Source organism: Micromonospora sp. WMMD1128 (assembly GCF_027497235.1).
Lineage (GTDB): Bacteria > Actinomycetota > Actinomycetes > Mycobacteriales > Micromonosporaceae > Micromonospora.
On record NZ_CP114902.1, the window covers coordinates 4657184 to 4671349 of the forward strand.

Below are 14166 nucleotides of genomic sequence, written 5' to 3' on the forward strand. Positions count from 1 at the left end.
GCCATGCGGATCGCCATCGCCGGCGCCGGCAACGTGGGCCGCTCGATCGCCCAGGAGCTGATCGACAACGGCCACCAGGTGATGCTGATCGAGCGGCAGCCCAAGATGCTGCGGCCCGACCGGGTGCCGACCGCCGACTGGGTGCTCGCCGACGCGTGCGAGCTGGCCAGCCTGGAGGAGGCCGACGTCGCCGGCTGCGACGTGGTGGTGGCGGCCACCGGCGACGACAAGGTCAACCTGGTCGTCTCGCTGCTGGCCAAGACCGAGTTCGCGGTGCCCCGGGTGGTGGCCCGGGTCAACCGGGCGGAGAACGAGTGGCTCTTCACCGAGCAGTGGGGCGTGGACGTCGCGGTCAGCAAGCCACGGGTGATGGCGGCGCTCGTCGAGGAGGCGGTCACCGTCGGCGACCTGGTCCGGCTGATGACGTTCCGGCAGGGCGAGGCCAACCTGGTGGAGATCACCCTGCCACCGACCGCGCCGTACGTCGGGCAGCCGATCCACGCGGTGCCGATCCCCCGGGACGCGGCGCTGGTGGCGATCCTGCGCGGCAAGCGGGTGCTGGTGCCCACCCCGGACGACCCGATCGAGGCCGGCGACGAGTTGGTGTTCGTCTGCACCGCCGAGGTGGAGGACGAGGTGCGCGCGGTGATCCTCGGCCCGGAGAGCACCGAACGGCAGCGCGGACGCGCCTGACGAACGGCGGGGCTCAGGCCCCCGGCAGCGGCGTGACGGTGGTGGTGCCCTCCCGGGTGACCCGGCGCACCACCCAGACCGTGATCAGCAGCAGCAGCGCGTACGGCGGGTAGCCCAGCGCGAGCCGGGCCACGCCGAGCGCGGTGTCCTGGTGGGCCAGGTAGAGCCCGGCCTGCACGCCGACCTTGGCCAGCCACACCACGCCCCAGAGCACGGTGAGCTGGGTGAACGTGCGCACCAGCTTCGGGTCGTCGCGCCACTCGGAGCGCCCCTTGGCCACCAGCACCGACCAGAGCCAGCCGACCAGCGGCTGCCGGAACGCCGCCGACAGCAGCAGCGCCAGCCCCAAGCCGATGCCCTGCACGATGCCCGGCAGGTAGAAGTCGCGGGCGTTACCGGTCTTCAGGGCGATGGCCGCGCCGATGGCGATGCCGATCAACCCGTTGACCGCGTGCCGCACCGGCCGGCGCTGGATCAACCGCACCGCGGCGATCAGCAGCGTCACCGCGATGGCGGCGATCAGTGCGGGGCGCAGCTCGCCCACCATGTTGGCGATCACGAAGACCACCACCGGGATGCTCGACTCGACCAGCCCGCGCCAGCCGCCGAGCTGGTCGGCCATCTGCTCGGCGATGCTGGGCAGCCGCTCCTCGTCCTGCGGGTCGAGTCCCGACGGAGTGTGCTGCTGTCCGGTGGTCACTTCGGCGGCTCCAGCTCGTAGTGCGGGTTGTAGATCACCTTGCGGTCGTCCCGGACCGCCACCCGGCCGTGCGCGGTGAGGTGCCGGCCCGGCTCGACCCCGGCGATGTGCCGCCGGCCCAGCCACACCAGCGTGACCACGTCGTTGCCGTCGTAGAGGTCGGCCTCAAGCGTGGGCAGGTTGGTGCGCGGCGTGTAAACCACCGTGCGCAGCCGCCCGGACACCGAGACCACCTGACCCCGGCTGCACTGGTGGGTCGGGGTGCCGCCGGACTCGGCGCTCTCCCGGCGCAGCTCCTGCGCCTCGATCTCGGCCTCGCTCGCGGTGAGCCGTCGCAGGAGCCGCCGCAGCGACACCCGACCCTGGTCGGTCGTCATGACCTCCGCGTCACCCTCTCCACCGGCGGGGGCTCCGCAGGGGGCGGAACCGTCCCGCCAGCGTACGCCGATCCGGCCCGCCGGCGGCACCGGCGGCCCGCCCCGGGGGTGGACGTGCGACGGGCCCGGTCCGGCGGCGGAGGCCGACGGACCGGGCCCGGCACGACGTGGCTCAGACCTCCTGCGCGCCGGCCTCCTGCTGCTCGGCGACCTCGCGGGGCAGCCGCAGCGGCAGCGGTTCGCGGACCGGCTTGGCCTCCTGGCCCCGGTCCACCACCAGGCCGTCCAGGCAGGCCGCGAGCGGCCCGGAGGCGGCCGGGTCGGTGGCCGCCTGGCCCTGGAAGACGCCGCGCACCATCCAGCGCGGCCCGTCGATGCCGACGAAACGCAGGTCGGTCACCCCCTCCGGGGTACGCACCCGGGCGCGCAGCTCGGCGCCGCGCTCCCCCTCGACCTCCTGGGCCACCGCGCCGTCGTTCGCCAGCGACGTGCGGATCTCCTCGCGCACCTCGTCCCAGATGCCCTCGGAGCGGGGCGCGGCGAACACGCCGAGCTGGAGCGCGTTCTGCCCGTGCACCAGCACCACCTGCTGGATCACGCCCTGCGGGTCGGCCTGCACCCGCACCTCCACGTCCGGCACCGCCGGGATCTGGAGGCTGCCCAGGTCGAGCCGGGGCGCGTCGGGCGCCTCGCTGACGTCGTACGGGCCGCGGGCCGGCGCCGCCGGGGTCTCCTCGGCGTCGAGGACCCCGTTGTCACGCGCCTCGTCGGCCCGCTTCCGAGAGAAGATCACTGCGCCCACCCTCCGCTGTTCGCACTCACCCTGCCACCTCTTCGCTCTGCCCGCCGGCCGGAGCCGGAACCAGCCCGGCGTGCCCGCCGGTGGATCCGTGCCCGCCGGTCCCGCGTCGGGACGCGGGCAGCTCGGCCACCGGCGCGAACTCCGCCCGGGCGACCCGCTGGACCACGAGTTGCGCGATCCGGTCGCCCCGGCTGATCCGCGCCGGCGTGTCCCGATCATGGTTGATCAGGTTGACCAGGATCTCACCCCGGTAGCCGGCGTCGACCGTACCGGGCGCGTTGAGCACCGTCACGCCGAGCCTGGCGGCCAGTCCCGACCGGGGGTGGACCAGCCCGACGTACCCCTGCGGCAACGCCACCGCCACCCCGGTGGGCACCAGGGCCCGGCCGCCGGGTGGCAGCTCCACGTCCGCGGCGGCCATCAGGTCCGCGCCGGCGTCGCCGGGATGGGAGTACGCCGGCAGCGGCAACTCCGGGTCGAGCTGCCGTACGGGCACGGGCACCACATCTGTCACGGTCATCCTCTTCCGTCCGGTCCTCGCGGGGTGACCCTGCCATCCTGCCGGTTGACCGGTCGGCGGCGCGCCGTACCCTCGCAGGGTGCGTCAGTCGTCGTCCCCGGCCGCCCCGACGGCCGCCCCCGCGCCCTACGCGGAGCGTCTCGGGCTGCCCTGGTGGGCCTGGCCCGCGGGGCTGGCCGTGGCCGGGTTGCTCGCCGCCGAGCTGTGGCTGGGCGCGACCGGCCTCCGGGCCTGGCTGCCGTTCCTGCTGCTGGTCCCCGGCACGGTGGCCGCCCTGTGGTGGTTGGGCCGGATCCCGGTCGCCGTACGCGACGGCGAGCTGCGGGTCGACGACGCCCACCTGCCGGTGCGGTACGTCGCGGACGCGGTGCCGCTGGACGCCGCCGGCCGGCGCGAGGTGCTCGGCGTCGGCGCCGACCCGCTCGCCTTCGTGGTGCAGCGCCCGTGGATCGGCGGCGCGGTCCAGGTGGTGCTCGACGACCCGGCGGATCCCACCCCGTTCTGGGTGGTCAGCACCCGACGCCCGACGGAGCTGGCCGCCGCGCTGCTGGCCGCCCGCGACGCGGCCTGAGCCCACCCCACCCACGGCCGACCTTGCCGGCGATCATGAAGTTAGCGCGTGGGAGAGCGCTCCCCGCCGCCGCCAAGTTCATGATCATCCCCTCGAAGGTGGGGGTGGTCAGGTCGGCTTGCCGGGGAGCCCTCGGGCGGCGTGCCGCAGGTCCTTGCGCAGATGCTCGCCGAGCGCCCGGGTGGCCCGCCGGTTGAGGTAACCGGCCACCGCGGCGCCGGTCAGGAACGGGCCGAGCGTGGTGAGGTTGCGGCCGAATCGACGCAACAGGCTGTCCCGCAACTCGCGGCGGGCGGCGGTGCCCAGCACGGCGCTCACCCCGACGCCGGGCATCATCGGGTTGATCCCCCGTTGGCCGGCCCAGGACTGCACGAGCGCCACGGTGCGCGCGGTCCCACCGGTGGGCAGCGGCATCCGGTGCAGTTCGTGCAGTTCACCGATCAGCTTCAGCTCGATCGCCACCACGGCGACCGTCTCGGCGGCCAGCAGGACCGGCGCGGAGAGCAGGGTAGGCGTGACCGCCCATTCGACCGCCGCGACGCCGCCGCCGGCCGCGCCGATGCCGGCGGTGGCCCGGGACGCGTTGCGGACCAGTCGGTCGGCGAGCGCGTCGTCGTCCAGGCCGGGGAAGTGCCGCCGCAGCGTGGCGAGGTCACGGATCGGCACGTGCGGCGCGACCTCGGCGACGGTGTCCGTCATCCAGCGCAGCGCCGCTCTGGGCTTGAACAGGTCGGTGAGGCCGCGAGCGCGGGCCTGGCCGACCAGCCGGACCAGCAGTTGCCGGCGGCGGGCCGGAGCGATGTCGTCGGCGGTCAGGGCGGCGACCGTGGCACCCAGTTCCGCGCCGGACGGTGCCGGTCCCGGCTCCGGGGCCGGCGTCCGGTCGGTCTCGTCGGCCCGCTCGCTGCGCTCGCTCACCCGTCCGCCCTCCTCCGCGCGGCGTGGCAGCCGCCCGTACGAGTCAAGCAGCTTCCCGCCACCGTCGCACGGCAGCTCGAACAGCGGCGGCCTCGTCGACGAGGCCGCCGCCGGTGTCCCGGCTCGGGATCAGACGCACTCGCGGCAGATCAGGTCGCCGTTGCGCTCGACCGCCAGCTGGCTGCGGTGGTGGACCAGGAAGCAGCGGGCGCACCTGAACTCGTCCTGCTGCATCGGGAGCACCTTGACCGTGAGCTCTTCGTCGGCCAGGTCGGCGCCGGGCAGCTCGAAGCTCTCGGCCACTTCGGCCTCGTCGACGTCCACGGCGCCCGACTGTGAGTCGACCCGCCGGGCCTTGAGCTCTTCCAGGCTGTCCTCGCCGAGGTCGACCTCGTCGCGACGCGGGGCGTCGTAGTCGGTGGCCATCGGTTTCACTCTCCAATATCGATATGGTCGCTGCCGGTTGTAACGCCGGACGACGCCGTTTCGGTTCCCCTGGCCGGCCACCATCTGTGTCGGGCACCCGACCCGACGACCGTTGGGTCGGGTTCGCCGGAGCGGAACCCCCCGGCGAGCGCGGAACCTTACCCCCCCTTGGGCGAGGCATGTATACCGCCCTCGCGGGAGAGATGTACGCCCCAAAGCCCGAAGTTGTTCCCAATGTGACTCAGGCGACACGAAGATAGGGGTAGTCCTACCCGTTCCTCCGGTGGCGCGCCGGCATGTCGGACTGTTTCCACGCGGGAGCCGGACAAGGGTTAACCTCAGCGGCGTACTTCGACGGCCGACAGACGCGGCCCGACCGCGGCGGCCGCCGCCACCCAATCACTGTCCGGGGAGCGCCCAGGATGAGTTTTGCGCGAGTGCGGGCACTCGTTGTCGTCGGACTGCTGGCGGTCATCGCCCTGGTCTTCGTGTTCATCGCCGTCCTCCGCGACAGTCAGGGCGAGGCCGGCACCGCGGCCGGCTGCCCGGACGGCTGGCCGCTTGTCGACCTGCGGCTGCGCGAGCAGAAAGACGTGAAGATCAACGTCTACAACGCCACCGACGAGGCCGGCCGGGCCAGTGGCGTCGCGGACGACTTCCGCAACCGAAAGTTCCAGGTCAAGAAGGTCGGCAACGAGAAGAAGGAGGTCGACGGCGTGGCGGTGCTGCGCTTCGGCCCGAAGGGTGTCGGCTCGGCCCACCTGCTGCGGGCCTACTTCCTCAACAACGCCGAGCGGGTGTTCCAGCCGGACCGCAAGGACGACACCGTCGACGTGGTCCTCGGCAACGGCTTCCAGCAGCTGGCCACCACCACCGAGGTGAACCAGTCGCTCGGTGACCTGGGTGCTCCCGAGGCTCCGCCCGAGACGTGTCCGATGCCGGTCGAGAAGTGACCGCCGGGCCGGTCCGCCGGCCCCGATGACGACGCGGCCCCCGGACGTTTCAGCCGGGGGCCGCGTCGGCGCATACCGGTCAGGGGCCGCCGGAGGCGTCCAGGTCGGCGAGCCGGGTGTGCAGCGGCGCGTGCAGCGCCGGCGGCGCGGCGAGCACCAGGTCCGGTCCGGCCGGCCGACCGGACAGGCCGGTCACCAGCAGTCCGGCCTCCCGGGCGACCAGCCCGCCCGCGGCGAGGTCCCAGGCGGCCAGCCCCTTCTCGAAGTAGGCGTCCACCCGTCCCTCGGCGGCCAGGCAGAGGTCGAGCGCCGCCGCGCCCATCCGGCGGATGTCCCGCACGTGCCCGATCAGCTCGGCGACCACCCGGGCCTGGTGCGACCGGCGACCGGCGTCGTACCCGAAACCGGTGGCGACGAGCGCCTGTCCCAGGTCGGTCTCGGCGGAGCAGCGCAACCGACGGTCGTCCCGCCAGGCCCCGCCGCCGGCGGTCGCCGTCCACTCCTCGCCGGTGAACACGTTGCGCACCACGCCGGCGACGACCTCGCCGGCCACCTCGGCGGCGAGCGACACCGCGCAGTAGGGCAGGCCGTAGAGGTAGTTCACGGTGCCGTCGATCGGATCGACGATCCACCGCACCCCGTCCGGCGCGGCCGGGCCGGTCACCCCCGCGCCGTACTCCTCGCCGAGCACGGCGTCGCCGGGCCGCCGCTCCCGCAGCGCGTCGCGCACCTGCCGCTCCACCGCCCGGTCGGCGGCGGTGACCACGTCGGTCACCGTGCTCTTGGTCGCGGCCACCGAGACGCCCTCGGCGCGCATCCGGTGGGCGGTGGCGGCGGCGTCCCGGGCCACCTCGACGGCGATCGTGAGCAGTTCCCGCGGCGTGGGCGCCGAGGTGATCATGTTTGTCCCCTTCCCGCGCGATCGGGTCCGCCCGGTCCGCGCGTGGTTATCATCCTTACAAAGTCCACATCTGCGCCGATTCGGCGGTCCCGGACCGGCGGTACGCCGTGCGGCGCGGGATGATCGCGGCAGACGGCGTTACAATTCACCCTGCCCACGCGCCACGGACCGCCAGCGACCGGACGGACCGGGACACGGGGGTTCCTCAAAGACTCGCCCGGCACGGCCGTTCGTGCTGCGCCGGACGACCCGGCCGTGCTCGCTCTTCGCCTCCGGAAGGTCATTCGTGACAGAACCCCGCCAGACCGGCGCCGACGTTCGCTCGCTCACCGACACCCTGATCGCCCACGCGCAGAGCGCCGGCGGCCAGCTCACGTCGGCCCAGCTCGCGCGCACCGTCGAGTCCGCCGAGGTGACCCCGGCCCAGGCCAAGAAGATCCTCCGCGCGCTCTCCGAGGCGGGCGTGACGGTGGTGGTGGACGGCTCCGCCAGCACCCGTCGCCGGGTCGCCGCGGCCCGGTCCGCCACTCCGGCTTCCCGGGCCACCACCGCCAAGACCACCAAGAAGGCCGCCGCGCCCGCCCCGAAGCAGGCGCCCGCCGCCGAGGAGGCCCCCGCTCCGGCGCCACGCAAGGCGACGGCGCGCAAGGCCGCCGGCACCACCGCCGAGGTGGCCGCCAAGGCCGCCGCCCCGGCGAAGGCCACCAGGACGACCCGGGCCACGAAGGCCACCGTGGCCGCCAAGACCGCCGCGGCCAAGCCGGGCAAGGCCGGCGCCAAGGGCGAGGGCGCCGAGGGCGAGGTCGATCCGGAGGAGCTGGCCGCCGAGATCGAGGACGTGGTGGTCGAGGAGCCGGCCGAGCTGGCCCAGGCCGCCGCGGCGGACGCGGCGAGCTCCGCCACCGACAACGACTTCGAGTGGGACGACGAGGAGTCCGAGGCGCTCAAGCAGGCGCGTCGCGACGCCGAGCTGACCGCCTCCGCCGACTCGGTCCGGGCCTACCTGAAGCAGATCGGCAAGGTCCCGCTGCTCAACGCCGAGCAGGAGGTCGAGCTCGCCAAGCGGATCGAGGCCGGCCTCTACGCCGCGGAGCGGCTGCGCGCCGCCGACGAGGGCGAGGAGAAGCTCGTCCGCGACATGCAGCGTGACCTGATGTGGATCTCCCGGGACGGCGAGCGGGCCAAGAACCACCTGCTGGAGGCGAACCTCCGACTGGTGGTCTCGCTGGCCAAGCGCTACACCGGGCGGGGCATGGCCTTCCTCGACCTGATCCAGGAGGGCAACCTCGGCCTCATCCGCGCCGTCGAGAAGTTCGACTACACCAAGGGCTACAAGTTCTCCACGTACGCCACCTGGTGGATCCGCCAGGCCATCACCCGCGCCATGGCCGACCAGGCCCGCACCATCCGCATCCCGGTGCACATGGTCGAGGTGATCAACAAGCTCGGTCGGATCCAGCGCGAGCTGCTCCAGGACCTGGGCCGCGAGCCCACCCCGGAGGAGCTCGCCAAGGAGATGGACATCACACCCGAGAAGGTGCTGGAGATCCAGCAGTACGCTCGGGAGCCCATCTCGCTCGACCAGACCATCGGCGACGAGGGCGACAGCCAACTCGGCGACTTCATCGAGGACTCCGAGGCCGTGGTGGCGGTCGACGCCGTGTCGTTCTCGCTGCTCCAGGACCAGCTCCAGCAGGTCCTCCAGACGTTGTCCGAGCGTGAGGCGGGTGTGGTGCGCCTGCGCTTCGGTCTCACCGACGGCCAGCCCCGCACCCTGGACGAGATCGGCCAGGTGTACGGCGTGACCCGGGAGCGCATCCGGCAGATCGAATCCAAGACCATGTCCAAGTTGCGGCACCCCTCGCGTTCCCAGGTGCTCCGCGACTACCTGGACTGACCGCGCACGTCAACCAGTCGTGTCGGTTTGATCACCAGCCGTAGAACACCGATAGTTGATCCGTCGGTTGCCTGTTTGTGATCGTTGACGTGGCACCCTTGGTGCACGGCACACTGTCTTCCACGCCAGGTGTGACCTCGGTCCCCCGCGGGCACACAGGGAAGGCAGGGCCCGAGATGGGTGTTGCACGATAGGTGAGCAACGACCGACGAGTGTGTTCATCGGTGACGACCAGAGGAGGAAGGCGATGACCCCGACCCTCACGCCGCCGCCCGAGACGGTGAGCCCCCCGGCCGCCGATGAACGGTGCGACCGCTGTAATGCTGCCGGCAAGCTCCGGATCACCCTGTCGGGTGGGAGTGAGCTGGTGTTCTGTGGGCACCACGCGAACAAGTACGCGGAGGATCTCGTGAAGATCACCGTGCGCTACGCGACGGACCCGGAGTTCAGCTGGCGGGGCGCCGATCTGATGGCGAACTGAGCCGACAAACAATCCGCAACGCGACATAACCGGCCGGAGGCACCCACCGCGGGTGCCTCCGGCCGGTTCGTCGTGCCCAGGGCGTGACAGGTGTGCGTTAAGCGGGGCCCCCGCCTCTACCGGAGGCGTTAAGCGGGGCCCCCGCCTTACAGGGTCTGCACGGTGGCGATGCGTTCCTCCAGCTGCTCTATCGTCGCCTGGGCGCTGGGCGGGCCGCCGCAGAGCCGGCGCAACTCGGCGTGGATCTTGCCGTGCGGCTGGCCGGTGTGGTGGTGCCGGGCGGCCACCAGGGCGTTCAGCTGCCGCCGTAGGGCCACTCGACGCTGGGCCGCACTCATCGGAGGGGGCGCCGCCACGGGGGCCGCAGCGGCCGGCTCAGCGGTCCGTTGGGCTGCCCGGCGGCGCTGCGCGGCGAGCTGATCGGCCTGCCGCTTGGTCAGCAGCAGCGAAACCTGGTCGGCGGTGAGCAGACCGGGCAGACCGAGATATTCCTCCTCCTCCGGCGTGCCCGCCTGGGCGGCGGTGCCGAACGACGCGCCGTCGAAGATCACCTGGTCCAGCTCGGCGGTCGCGGAGAGCGCGGCGAACCGCTTCTCCAGCTCGCCGCTGGCGCCGTCGTCGCGCTGGGCGCGCTCCAGCAGGTCGTCGTCGAAGCCCTCGCGGTCCTTGGGCTTGCCGAGCACGTGGTCCCGCTCGATCTCCATCTCGCTCGCCAACCCGAGCAGGTGCGGCACGCTCGGCAGGAACACCGAGGCGGTCTCGCCCGGACGGCGGGCCCGGACGAACCGGCCGATCGCCTGCGCGAAGTAGAGCGCGGTGCTGGCGCTCGTCGCGTACACCCCGACGGCCAGCCGGGGGATGTCCACGCCCTCGGACACCATCCGCACCGCCACCAGCCACCGCTGCTCGGACTCCGCGAACGTCGCGATCCGGGCGGACGCGCCCTGGTCGTCGGAGAGCACCACGGCGGCCTTCTCGCCGGTCACCTGCTCCAACAGCTTCGCGTAGGCGCGGGCCACCTGCTGGTCGCTGGCGATCACCAGGCCGCCCGCGTCCGGCATCCCGTTGGCCCGCAGCACGCTCAGCCGGGCGTCGGCGGCGCGCAGCACCTGCGGCATCCAGTCACCGGCCGGATCGAGCGCGGTCCGCCACGCCTGCGCGATCAGGTCCTGCGTCATCGGCTCGCCGAGCCGGGCGGCCAACTCGTCGCCGGCGTTGGTGCGCCACCGGGTCTCCCCGGAGTAGGCCAGGAACAGCACCGGCCGGACCACGCCGTCGCGCAGCGCGTCGGCGTAGCCGTAGACGGAGTCGGCGCGGGACCGCAGCAGCCCGTCCCCGCCCCGTTCGTAGCTGACGAACGGGATCGGGTTGTCGTCGGAGCGGAACGGCGTGCCGGTGAGCATCAGCCGGCGTACCGCGGGCTCGAACGCCGCCTTGACGCCGTCGCCCCACGTCCGGGCGTCGCCGGCGTGATGGATCTCGTCGAGGATGACGAGGGTCCGGCGGGTCATGGTGCGCCGGCGGTGCACCTGCGGCGCCATGCCGACCTGGGCGTAGGTGACCACCGCGCCGTGGAAGTCGGCGGCGGAGTGCAGGTCGGCGTTGCGGAACGCGGCGTCCAACTGGATGCCCACCCGGGCCGCGGCCTGGGCCCACTGGGTCTTCAGGTGCTCGGTCGGCGCGACCACGGTGACCGCCTCGACGGTGCCGTCGGCGAGCAGCTCGGCGGCGATCCGCAGGGCGAAGGTGGTCTTTCCGGCGCCGGGCGTGGCGACCGCGGTGAAGTCCTCGGCCCGGCGGCGCAGGTATTCCACCATCGCCCTGCGCTGCCACGAACGCAGGGGCGGGAACGTGTCGAGCACCGGCAACCGGGGTGGCACGGTCAGCTCCTCTCCGCCGCGGACGGCGACGGGCCCGACCGGGGCCACCGGGGGCCGCCGCCCATCAAAACGCCCTCGCGCATCCCGTGCCGCGAAGGCCGACTCAGCATAACCAGCGGGGACGTTCCGCCCCACCCGACGCCACGCCTGGCACATCCGCCCACCCCCGTGCGGGAGGGTTCTACCGCTCCGGCCCGCGCGCGCCGGTGCGTGGTGGGCGCAGCGTCGCCACCGGGGCGGACCAGCGCCGGCGCAGCGAGATCAGGCGCAGCCCGAAGACGAAGACCGCCGCTCCGGTGAGCGTCGGCGCGGTGGCCTGTCCGTACGTCGACAGCAGTGCCACCACGATCGAGCCGGCGAGCGCGGCCACGGCGTAGATCTCCCGGCGCAGCACCACCGGGATCTCACCGGTGAGCAGGTCCCGGCCGAGGCCACCGCCGATCGCGGTGAGCATGCCGATCATGCAGGCGCCGACGGCCGGCACGTGCGCGTCGAGCGCCTTGAGCGTGCCGGTGACGGTGAACAGGGCCAGCCCGGCCGCGTCGAGCACCAGCACGGTGGTGCGCAGGCGGGCGAGCTGGGGATGCGACCGGAACACGACGGCGGCGACGACCGCCGCGGTGACCGCGTACCGCCAGTCGGCGAACGCCAGCGGGGGCACCTCGTCGATGACCAGGTCGCGGAAGATCCCACCGCCGAGGGCGGCGACCACGCCGACGAAGACCACCCCGAACAGGTCGAGCCGTTTGACCACCGCCGCGGAGGCGCCGGAGGCGGCGAAGACCGCCACGCCGGTGAGGTCGGCGAGGAGCAGGGCGGTGGAGGTGGTCACCGCCGCAGGTTACGTGGGCGGGCGGCGGAGCCGCCCGCGGTCACTCGCCCCAGGACTCGTAGATCTCCTTGCACTTCGGGCAGACCGGGGAACCGGGCTTGGCGGCCTTGGTCACCGGGAAGGTCTCCCCGCACAACGCGATGACGTACGTGCCCATGACCGCGCTCTCGGCGATCTTGTCCTTACGCACGTAGTGGAACATCTCGGGGCCGGTGTCGGCGTCCTTCTGCTCCGGGCGTTCGAGAATCTCAGTGCTCACGTCCCCACCTCCGGCTTCCCAGTTTTGCAGGCCGGCCGGGTCGGGTCCACCACAGGCCACCCCGCGGGCGGCCCGTACCGTAACGGACGTGACCAACTTTCGCATCAGCCTCGGTGGTGAGGTGGCCGACGCCCTGCGCGCCGGGCGTCCGGTCGTCGCGCTGGAGAGCACCATCGTCTCGCACGGACTCCCCCGACCGGACAACCTGCGCGTGGCGCGGCAGATCGAGCAGGCGGTCCGCGACGCGGGCGCGGTCCCGGCCACCATCGGCATGGTCGGCGGCGAGCTGCGGGTCGGCCTGGACGACGCCCAACTCACCCGCCTCGCCACGGTCGACGGAGTGAGCAAGCTCTCGGTCCGCGACCTGGCACCGGCGGCGGCGACCGGCGCGGACGGCGCCACCACGGTCGCGGCCACCAGCGCGGTGGCGGCGGCGGCCGGGATCGACCTGTTCGCCACCGGCGGGCTGGGCGGCGTGCACCGGGAGGCGGCGCAGACGTTCGACGAGTCGGCCGACCTGGTCACGCTGGCCCGTACCCCGATCACGGTGGTGTGCGCCGGGGTGAAGTCGATCCTCGACACCGGCGCCACCCTGGAACGGCTGGAGACGCTCGGGGTGGGCGTGGTGGGTTACCGCACCCGCCGGTTCCCCGGGTTCTATCTCACCGACTCCGGCTTCGACCTGGACTGGTCGGTGGACTCCCCGGAGCGGGTGGCCGACGTGCTGGCCGCCCGGGCGGCGCACGGCGTGCACCGGGGTGGGCTGGTGGTGGCCAACCCGCTGCCGGCCGACGAGCAGCTCGACCCGGCGCTGCACGACCGCACCCTCGCCGACGGGCTGGCCGCGCTGGCCCGCGAGGGGATCACCGGCAAGGCCGTCACCCCGTTCCTGCTGGCGCACTTCCACTCCGCCACCGAGGGCGCCAGCCTGGCGGTGAACGTCCGGATCATCCTGCGTAACGCCGACCTAGCGGCGCGGATCGCGGTTGCCGCGGCCGGCACCCCATGAGCGGACGCACCGAGCGCCGTGAGCCCACTCCCGGTCTTCCGGGCGCGGGTTCCCCGCGCGTCGTCGTGGTGGGCGACGTGATCACCGACGTGGTCGCGATGCTGTCCGGGCCGCTCGCGACCGGCTCGGACACCGCCGCCGGGATCCGGTTCAGCGGCGGCGGGCAGGCGGCCAACACCGCGGCCTGGCTCGCCGGCCAGGGCGCGGCCGTGACGCTCGTGGCCGCCGTGGGCGACGACGAGACCGGCCGGGAACGGGTCGCCGAGCTGACCCGGGTCGGCGTGGAGTGCGCGGTGGAGCGGCACGAGGGCTACCCGACCGGCACGGTGATCGTGCTCGCCCACGACGGGGAGCGCACCATGATCAGCCAGCGGGGCGCGAACCTGCGGCTGACCGCGGCGCACGTGGACACCGCCCTGGCCGCGGCGCCCGACGCCGGGCATCTGCACCTGTCCGCGTACACCCTGTTGGACGTCGGGTCGCGCGGCGCGGGCCTGCGCGCGCTGGCCGCCGCCCGCGAACGCGGGCTGACCGTCAGCGTCGACGCGGCCTCCGCGGCGCCGTTGCGGCGCGTCGGCGGGTCGTTCCTGACCTGGGTACGCGACGTCGACCTGCTGCTTGTCAACACGGACGAGGCGACGGTGCTGGCCGGCGGCCTGGACCCGGCGGCGCAGGCGCGGGCGTTGACCTCGGTGGCGCACCGGGTGGTGGTCAAACGCGGCGCGGCCGGGGCGGTCTGGGTGGAGCGCGGCGGTCGGGTGGAGGCGGCCCCGGCGCCCGGGGTGGCCGTGGTGGACGTGACCGGCGCGGGGGACGCGTTCGCCGCCGGGCTGCTCACCGCCTGGCTGGCCGGCGCCGGTCCGCGTGCCGCCCTGGCCCGCGCCGGCGACCTCGGCGCCCTGGCCGTGACCACGGTGGGCGCCCGACCCACGCCCTGAGCCGGCGGA

The 14166-nt window shown here is 73.6% G+C and carries 17 protein-coding genes; 7 read left to right on the top strand and 10 right to left on the bottom strand.

What is annotated here, in order from left to right; all coding sequences use genetic code 11:
- Positions 1 to 3: 3 nt before the first annotated feature.
- Positions 4 to 693 (top strand): TrkA family potassium uptake protein, encoded by a 690-nt coding sequence (locus tag O7602_RS20630; RefSeq protein WP_281584270.1) that lies wholly within the window; start codon positions 4 to 6, stop codon positions 691 to 693.
- Positions 694 to 706: 13 nt separating this feature from the next.
- Here O7602_RS20630 and O7602_RS20635 read toward each other — a convergent pair whose 3' ends face one another.
- The 4 genes from O7602_RS20635 to dut all read right to left on the bottom strand — a co-directional run bounded on the left by O7602_RS20635 (position 707) and on the right by dut (position 3086).
- On the bottom strand, positions 707 to 1393 hold the full coding sequence (locus O7602_RS20635; RefSeq protein WP_281584271.1) for a DUF3159 domain-containing protein: 687 nt from the start codon (positions 1391 to 1393) through the stop codon (positions 707 to 709).
- A complete protein-coding gene (locus O7602_RS20640; RefSeq protein ID WP_281584272.1) occupies positions 1390 to 1770 on the bottom strand; it encodes an OB-fold nucleic acid binding domain-containing protein in 381 nt (126 codons plus the stop codon). The genes O7602_RS20635 and O7602_RS20640 overlap by 4 nt, the downstream gene beginning before the upstream one ends.
- A gap of 172 nt (positions 1771 to 1942) precedes the next feature.
- Entirely contained in the window at positions 1943 to 2563 is a 621-nt protein-coding gene (locus O7602_RS20645; protein WP_281584273.1) for a DUF3710 domain-containing protein, read from the bottom strand.
- A 25-nt stretch (positions 2564 to 2588) separates the two neighbouring features.
- Positions 2589 to 3086: a dUTP diphosphatase gene (gene dut / locus O7602_RS20650; protein ID WP_281590432.1), complete on the bottom strand. Its 498-nt coding sequence runs from the start codon at positions 3084 to 3086 to the stop codon at positions 2589 to 2591.
- 85 nt (positions 3087 to 3171) lie between these two features.
- Between dut and O7602_RS20655 the strand changes: the two genes are divergently transcribed.
- Complete coding sequence (locus O7602_RS20655; protein ID WP_281584274.1) at positions 3172 to 3663, top strand: DUF3093 domain-containing protein; 492 nt, start codon at positions 3172 to 3174, stop codon at positions 3661 to 3663.
- Between the two features lie 108 nt (positions 3664 to 3771).
- Here O7602_RS20655 and O7602_RS20660 read toward each other — a convergent pair whose 3' ends face one another.
- Together O7602_RS20660 and O7602_RS20665 are read right to left on the bottom strand one after the other, a co-directional pair.
- Positions 3772 to 4500: a hypothetical protein gene (locus tag O7602_RS20660; RefSeq protein ID WP_281590433.1), complete on the bottom strand. Its 729-nt coding sequence runs from the start codon at positions 4498 to 4500 to the stop codon at positions 3772 to 3774.
- Positions 4501 to 4710: 210 nt separating this feature from the next.
- On the bottom strand, positions 4711 to 5007 hold the full coding sequence (locus O7602_RS20665; RefSeq protein ID WP_013284790.1) for a DUF4193 domain-containing protein: 297 nt from the start codon (positions 5005 to 5007) through the stop codon (positions 4711 to 4713).
- A 437-nt stretch (positions 5008 to 5444) separates the two neighbouring features.
- Here O7602_RS20665 and O7602_RS20670 point away from each other — a divergent pair, with 437 nt between their 5' ends.
- A complete protein-coding gene (locus O7602_RS20670; protein WP_281590435.1) occupies positions 5445 to 5960 on the top strand; it encodes a LytR C-terminal domain-containing protein in 516 nt (171 codons plus the stop codon).
- A 79-nt stretch (positions 5961 to 6039) separates the two neighbouring features.
- Here the strand turns inward: O7602_RS20670 and O7602_RS20675 are convergent, their stop codons facing one another.
- Positions 6040 to 6861, bottom strand: coding sequence for an inositol monophosphatase family protein (locus O7602_RS20675; RefSeq protein WP_281584275.1), 822 nt, complete (start codon positions 6859 to 6861; stop codon positions 6040 to 6042).
- Positions 6862 to 7147: 286 nt separating this feature from the next.
- On the opposite strand from O7602_RS20675, the gene O7602_RS20680 reads away from it, so the two are divergent.
- The gene (locus tag O7602_RS20680) at positions 7148 to 8758 is read left to right on the top strand and encodes an RNA polymerase sigma factor (protein ID WP_281584276.1); all 1611 of its coding nucleotides are present in this window, start codon (positions 7148 to 7150) and stop codon (positions 8756 to 8758) included.
- Positions 8759 to 9005: 247 nt separating this feature from the next.
- Positions 9006 to 9239 (top strand): hypothetical protein, encoded by a 234-nt coding sequence (locus O7602_RS20685; protein ID WP_278175105.1) that lies wholly within the window; start codon positions 9006 to 9008, stop codon positions 9237 to 9239.
- Positions 9240 to 9385: 146 nt separating this feature from the next.
- On the opposite strand, the gene O7602_RS20690 is transcribed toward O7602_RS20685, so the two are convergent.
- The 3 genes from O7602_RS20690 to O7602_RS20700 form a co-directional block, all read right to left on the bottom strand.
- Positions 9386 to 11056 carry a DEAD/DEAH box helicase gene (locus O7602_RS20690; protein ID WP_281590437.1) on the bottom strand — a complete coding sequence of 557 codons (1671 nt, stop codon included), beginning with the start codon at positions 11054 to 11056 and terminating at the stop codon, positions 9386 to 9388.
- Positions 11057 to 11300: 244 nt separating this feature from the next.
- A complete protein-coding gene (locus O7602_RS20695; RefSeq protein ID WP_281584277.1) occupies positions 11301 to 11951 on the bottom strand; it encodes a TRIC cation channel family protein in 651 nt (216 codons plus the stop codon).
- A gap of 40 nt (positions 11952 to 11991) precedes the next feature.
- Complete coding sequence (locus O7602_RS20700; protein WP_091070524.1) at positions 11992 to 12210, bottom strand: DUF3039 domain-containing protein; 219 nt, start codon at positions 12208 to 12210, stop codon at positions 11992 to 11994.
- Between the two features lie 88 nt (positions 12211 to 12298).
- Between O7602_RS20700 and O7602_RS20705 the strand changes: the two genes are divergently transcribed.
- A complete protein-coding gene (locus O7602_RS20705) occupies positions 12299 to 13219 on the top strand; it encodes a pseudouridine-5'-phosphate glycosidase (protein WP_281584278.1) in 921 nt (306 codons plus the stop codon).
- Positions 13216 to 14157, top strand: coding sequence for a PfkB family carbohydrate kinase (locus O7602_RS20710; RefSeq protein ID WP_281584279.1), 942 nt, complete (start codon positions 13216 to 13218; stop codon positions 14155 to 14157). The genes O7602_RS20705 and O7602_RS20710 overlap by 4 nt, the downstream gene beginning before the upstream one ends.
- Positions 14158 to 14166: the final 9 nt, after the last annotated feature.

Coding starts and splice junctions, on each gene's coding strand:
- O7602_RS20630 (WP_281584270.1), top strand. CDS start 4: ATGCGGATCGCCATCGCCGGCGCCGGCAACGTGGGCCGCTCGATCGCC.
- O7602_RS20710 (WP_281584279.1), top strand. CDS start 13,216: ATGAGCGGACGCACCGAGCGCCGTGAGCCCACTCCCGGTCTTCCGGGC.
- O7602_RS20675 (WP_281584275.1), bottom strand. CDS start 6,861: ATGATCACCTCGGCGCCCACGCCGCGGGAACTGCTCACGATCGCCGTC.
- O7602_RS20665 (WP_013284790.1), bottom strand. CDS start 5,007: ATGGCCACCGACTACGACGCCCCGCGTCGCGACGAGGTCGACCTCGGC.
- O7602_RS20640 (WP_281584272.1), bottom strand. CDS start 1,770: ATGACGACCGACCAGGGTCGGGTGTCGCTGCGGCGGCTCCTGCGACGG.
- O7602_RS20685 (WP_278175105.1), top strand. CDS start 9,006: ATGACCCCGACCCTCACGCCGCCGCCCGAGACGGTGAGCCCCCCGGCC.
- O7602_RS20690 (WP_281590437.1), bottom strand. CDS start 11,056: ATGGTGGAATACCTGCGCCGCCGGGCCGAGGACTTCACCGCGGTCGCC.